Annotated in this window: 4 protein-coding genes; 3 read left to right on the top strand and 1 reads right to left on the bottom strand. The window is 67.4% G+C overall.

Features of this window, described 5'->3' with window-relative positions:
- Positions 1-122 precede the first annotated feature (122 nt).
- The 3 genes from BZL64_RS07295 (at position 123) to clpX (ending at position 3,001) form a co-directional block, all read left to right on the top strand.
- On the top strand, positions 123-731 hold the full coding sequence (locus tag BZL64_RS07295; RefSeq protein ID WP_086767291.1) for an ATP-dependent Clp protease proteolytic subunit: 609 nt from the start codon (positions 123-125) through the stop codon (positions 729-731).
- A 114-nt stretch (positions 732-845) separates the two neighbouring features.
- Positions 846-1,526 (top strand): ATP-dependent Clp protease proteolytic subunit, encoded by a 681-nt coding sequence (locus tag BZL64_RS07290; protein ID WP_086767288.1) that lies wholly within the window; start codon positions 846-848, stop codon positions 1,524-1,526.
- A 185-nt stretch (positions 1,527-1,711) separates the two neighbouring features.
- A complete protein-coding gene (clpX, locus tag BZL64_RS07285) occupies positions 1,712-3,001 on the top strand; it encodes an ATP-dependent Clp protease ATP-binding subunit ClpX (protein WP_086767285.1) in 1,290 nt (429 codons plus the stop codon).
- Positions 3,002-3,068: 67 nt separating this feature from the next.
- On the opposite strand, the gene BZL64_RS07280 is transcribed toward clpX, so the two are convergent.
- The coding region (locus BZL64_RS07280; RefSeq protein ID WP_086767283.1) for a hypothetical protein at positions 3,069-3,743 on the bottom strand (675 nt) is incomplete at its 5' end.

The raw sequence follows: 3,743 nt of genomic DNA, 5'->3' as shown, positions 1-3,743 counted from the left end.
GGGACCCGCGCGTTAGGGTCCATGAATACGAGGGCAGGGGAGTCCCCGTTGCCCCCGGCAGTACACGTGAGACGGCCCGGACGCCGTCGATAAGACGAGCAGGTGGATACGTGACGAATCTGATGCCCTCCGCCGCCGGCGACCCTTCCATCGGTGGTGGCCTCGGCGACCAGGTCTACAACCGGCTGCTCGGCGAGCGGATCATCTTCCTCGGCCAGGCGGTCGACGACGACATCGCCAACAAGATCACCGCGCAGCTGCTGCTCCTTGCCGCCGACCCGGACAAGGACATCTTCCTCTACATCAACAGCCCCGGCGGCTCGATCACGGCCGGCATGGCGATCTACGACACCATGCAGTTCATCAAGAACGACGTGGTGACCATCGCGATGGGCCTCGCGGCCTCGATGGGCCAGTTCCTGCTCAGCGCCGGCACGCCCGGCAAGCGCTTCGCGCTGCCGAACGCCGAGATCCTGATCCACCAGCCCTCCGCCGGCCTGGCCGGCTCGGCCTCGGACATCAAGATCCACGCCGAGCGGCTGCTGCACACCAAGAGGCGCATGGCCGAGCTGACCTCGCAGCACACCGGCCAGTCGGTCGAGCAGGTCACCCGGGACTCGGACCGCGACCGCTGGTTCGACGCCTTCGAGGCCAAGGAGTACGGCCTCATCGACGACGTCATCCCCACGGCCGCCGGCATGCCGGGCGGCGGCGGTACCGGGGCGGCCTAGCACGGGCTCGTCGCGGCCCAGGGGGTCCCGCCGGACATCCGGTGCCCCCCAGGCCGTCATCGTCCCTCTCAGCCCCCTCCACCCACCGCCCCAGCCTTCTCTCCAGGAGACACCGTGAACGACTTCCCCGGCAGCGGCCTCTACGCCCGCACCGAGGCCGAATACACCGGCCCCCGCGCCGAATCCCGCTACGTCATCCCGCGCTTCGTCGAGCGCACCTCCCAGGGCATCCGCGAGTACGACCCGTACGCGAAGCTCTTCGAGGAGCGGGTGATCTTCCTCGGCGTGCAGATCGACGACGCCTCCGCCAACGACGTCATGGCGCAGCTGCTGTGCCTGGAGTCGATGGACCCCGACCGGGACATCTCGGTCTACATCAACAGCCCCGGCGGCTCCTTCACGGCGCTGACGGCGATCTACGACACGATGCAGTTCGTGAAGCCCGACGTCCAGACGGTCTGCATGGGCCAGGCGGCCTCCGCCGCCGCGATCCTGCTCGCCGCCGGTACGCCCGGCAAGCGCATGGCGCTGCCGAACGCCCGTGTGCTGATCCACCAGCCGTACAGCGAGACCGGCCGCGGTCAGGTCTCCGACCTGGAGATCGCCGCGAACGAGATCCTGCGGATGCGCGGTCAGCTGGAGGACATGCTGGCCAAGCACTCCACCACGCCGATCGAGAAGATCCGCGAGGACATCGAGCGCGACAAGATCCTCACGGCCGAGGACGCGCTGGCGTACGGCCTGATCGACCAGATCATCTCGACCCGCAAGATGAACAACGCCGACCTGCACTGACGCGGGTGGGGGAGTATCGTCTGCCGCCCCTTGGCATGGTGTGACACGGTCCACGTGGAAGTGAACCGTGCCAAGGGGGGCCCGGACGGGGGGCCCGGCAAGGTACCGTCGACATAAGGCAGCACCAGGAGACGCTGGACTCGAAAGATGTTCCAGTCGTCTCCCAGGCGAAGGGGAAGCACACCGTGGCACGCATCGGTGACGGCGGCGATCTGCTCAAGTGCTCGTTCTGCGGCAAGAGCCAGAAGCAGGTCAAGAAGCTCATCGCAGGGCCCGGTGTGTACATCTGCGACGAGTGCATCGACCTCTGCAACGAGATCATCGAGGAAGAACTCGCGGAGACGAGCGAGGTCCGCTGGGAGGAACTCCCGAAGCCGCGCGAGATCTACGAGTTCCTCGAGGGTTATGTGGTCGGCCAGGAGCCGGCCAAGAAGGCCCTGTCGGTCGCGGTGTACAACCACTACAAGCGGGTCCAGGCCGGTGAGCACGGCGGTGGTCAAAACCGTGAGGACGCCATCGAGTTGGCGAAGTCCAACATCCTCCTGCTGGGCCCCACGGGTTCCGGCAAGACCCTCCTCGCGCAGACCCTGGCACGCATGCTGAACGTCCCGTTCGCGATCGCCGACGCCACCGCGCTCACCGAGGCGGGGTATGTCGGCGAGGACGTCGAGAACATCCTGCTGAAGCTGATCCAGGCCGCCGACTACGACGTCAAGAAGGCCGAGACCGGGATCATCTACATCGATGAGATCGACAAGGTCGCGAGGAAGAGTGAAAATCCCTCGATCACCCGCGACGTCTCGGGCGAGGGCGTCCAGCAGGCCCTGCTGAAGATCCTCGAGGGCACCACGGCCTCGGTCCCGCCGCAGGGCGGACGCAAGCACCCGCACCAGGAGTTCATCCAGATCGATACGACGAACGTCCTGTTCATCGTGGGCGGTGCCTTCTCGGGCCTGGAGAAGATCATCGAGTCGCGGGCCGGCGCCAAGGGCATCGGCTTCGGCGCGACGATCCACTCGAAGCGGGAGCTGGCGGCCAAGGACCAGTTCGAGGACGTCATGCCCGAGGACCTGGTCAAGTTCGGCATGATCCCCGAGTTCATCGGCCGTCTCCCCGTGATCACCTCGGTCCACAACCTGGACCGCGAGGCCCTGCTCCAGATCCTGATCGAGCCGCGCAACGCGCTGGTGAAGCAGTACCAGCGCCTCTTCGAACTCGACGGTGTGGAGCTGGACTTCGAGCGTGAGGCCCTGGAGGCCATCGCCGACCAGGCCATCCTCCGCCAGACCGGCGCGCGCGGCCTGCGCGCCATCATGGAGGAAGTCCTCATGTCGGTGATGTACGAGGTCCCGTCCCGCAAGGACGTGGCCCGCGTGGTCATCACCGCCGACGTCGTCCGCTCCAACGTCAACCCGACCCTGATCCCCCGCGACGCCCGCAACGGCCGGGGGCCGGGGGAGCAGAAGACGGCGTAACAGCCACCGCGCACGACGAAGGGCCCCGGTCGGGAGACCGGGGCCCTTCCGTCGTACGCGGGGTGGGTCAGGCCTTGACGCGGATCTGCTCCCGCAGCTTCGTGGTGAGGTCGACCGCGGTGTCCTTGCCGACACCCGTGCCGGTGTTGTCGCCCGGCGAGACCATGGCGACCGTGCTGTAGTCGGCCCAGGCGCAGAACCAGTCGGTCGACTCCTTCTTGGTGAGCGCGTTGGTGCTCTTCGTCGACTGGCACTGGGCGACCGCGCCGTCGATCTCGACCTCCTCCGGGTCACCGACCAGCTCCGCGTTCTGCATGCCGCCGGTGTTACTGGTCGAGCTGTCCTTGATCTTCTTCTGGATGGAGGCGAAGAACAGGTCCAGGGTCGCCTGCGGATCGGCGATCTTGCCGTAACCGCCCACCATCGTCATGCCCTTGGCGGCCAGCAGCTCGGACTGGCTGGGCAGCGTGGAGGGGTCCTTGGGGTCGTAGTTGCTGAAGTCGGCGGTCGACCACTGCCCGGCGACGGTCGTGCCGCCCTTGACGCCGCTCTTCTCCATGTCCTTCGTGGTGTCGGAGTCGCTGACCTGAGCGCCGTCGCCGACCCGCTTGTACTCACTGACCACCGTCGCCGGCGTCGTCAGCGTGTGCGCCCCGTCGTCCTCCAGGCCGCCGCTCCCGCTCCCGCCGAGCAGGAAGGCCGCACCCACACCGATCGCCGCGACCACCGCGACCGCGCCGAT

Origin of the sequence: Streptomyces bobili (genome assembly GCF_002154575.1) — a bacterium.
GTDB classification, from domain to species: domain Bacteria; phylum Actinomycetota; class Actinomycetes; order Streptomycetales; family Streptomycetaceae; genus Streptomyces; species Streptomyces bobili.
The sequence above is the reverse complement of the archived record's forward strand: the minus strand, read 5'-3'. Positions and strand labels throughout refer to the sequence as shown.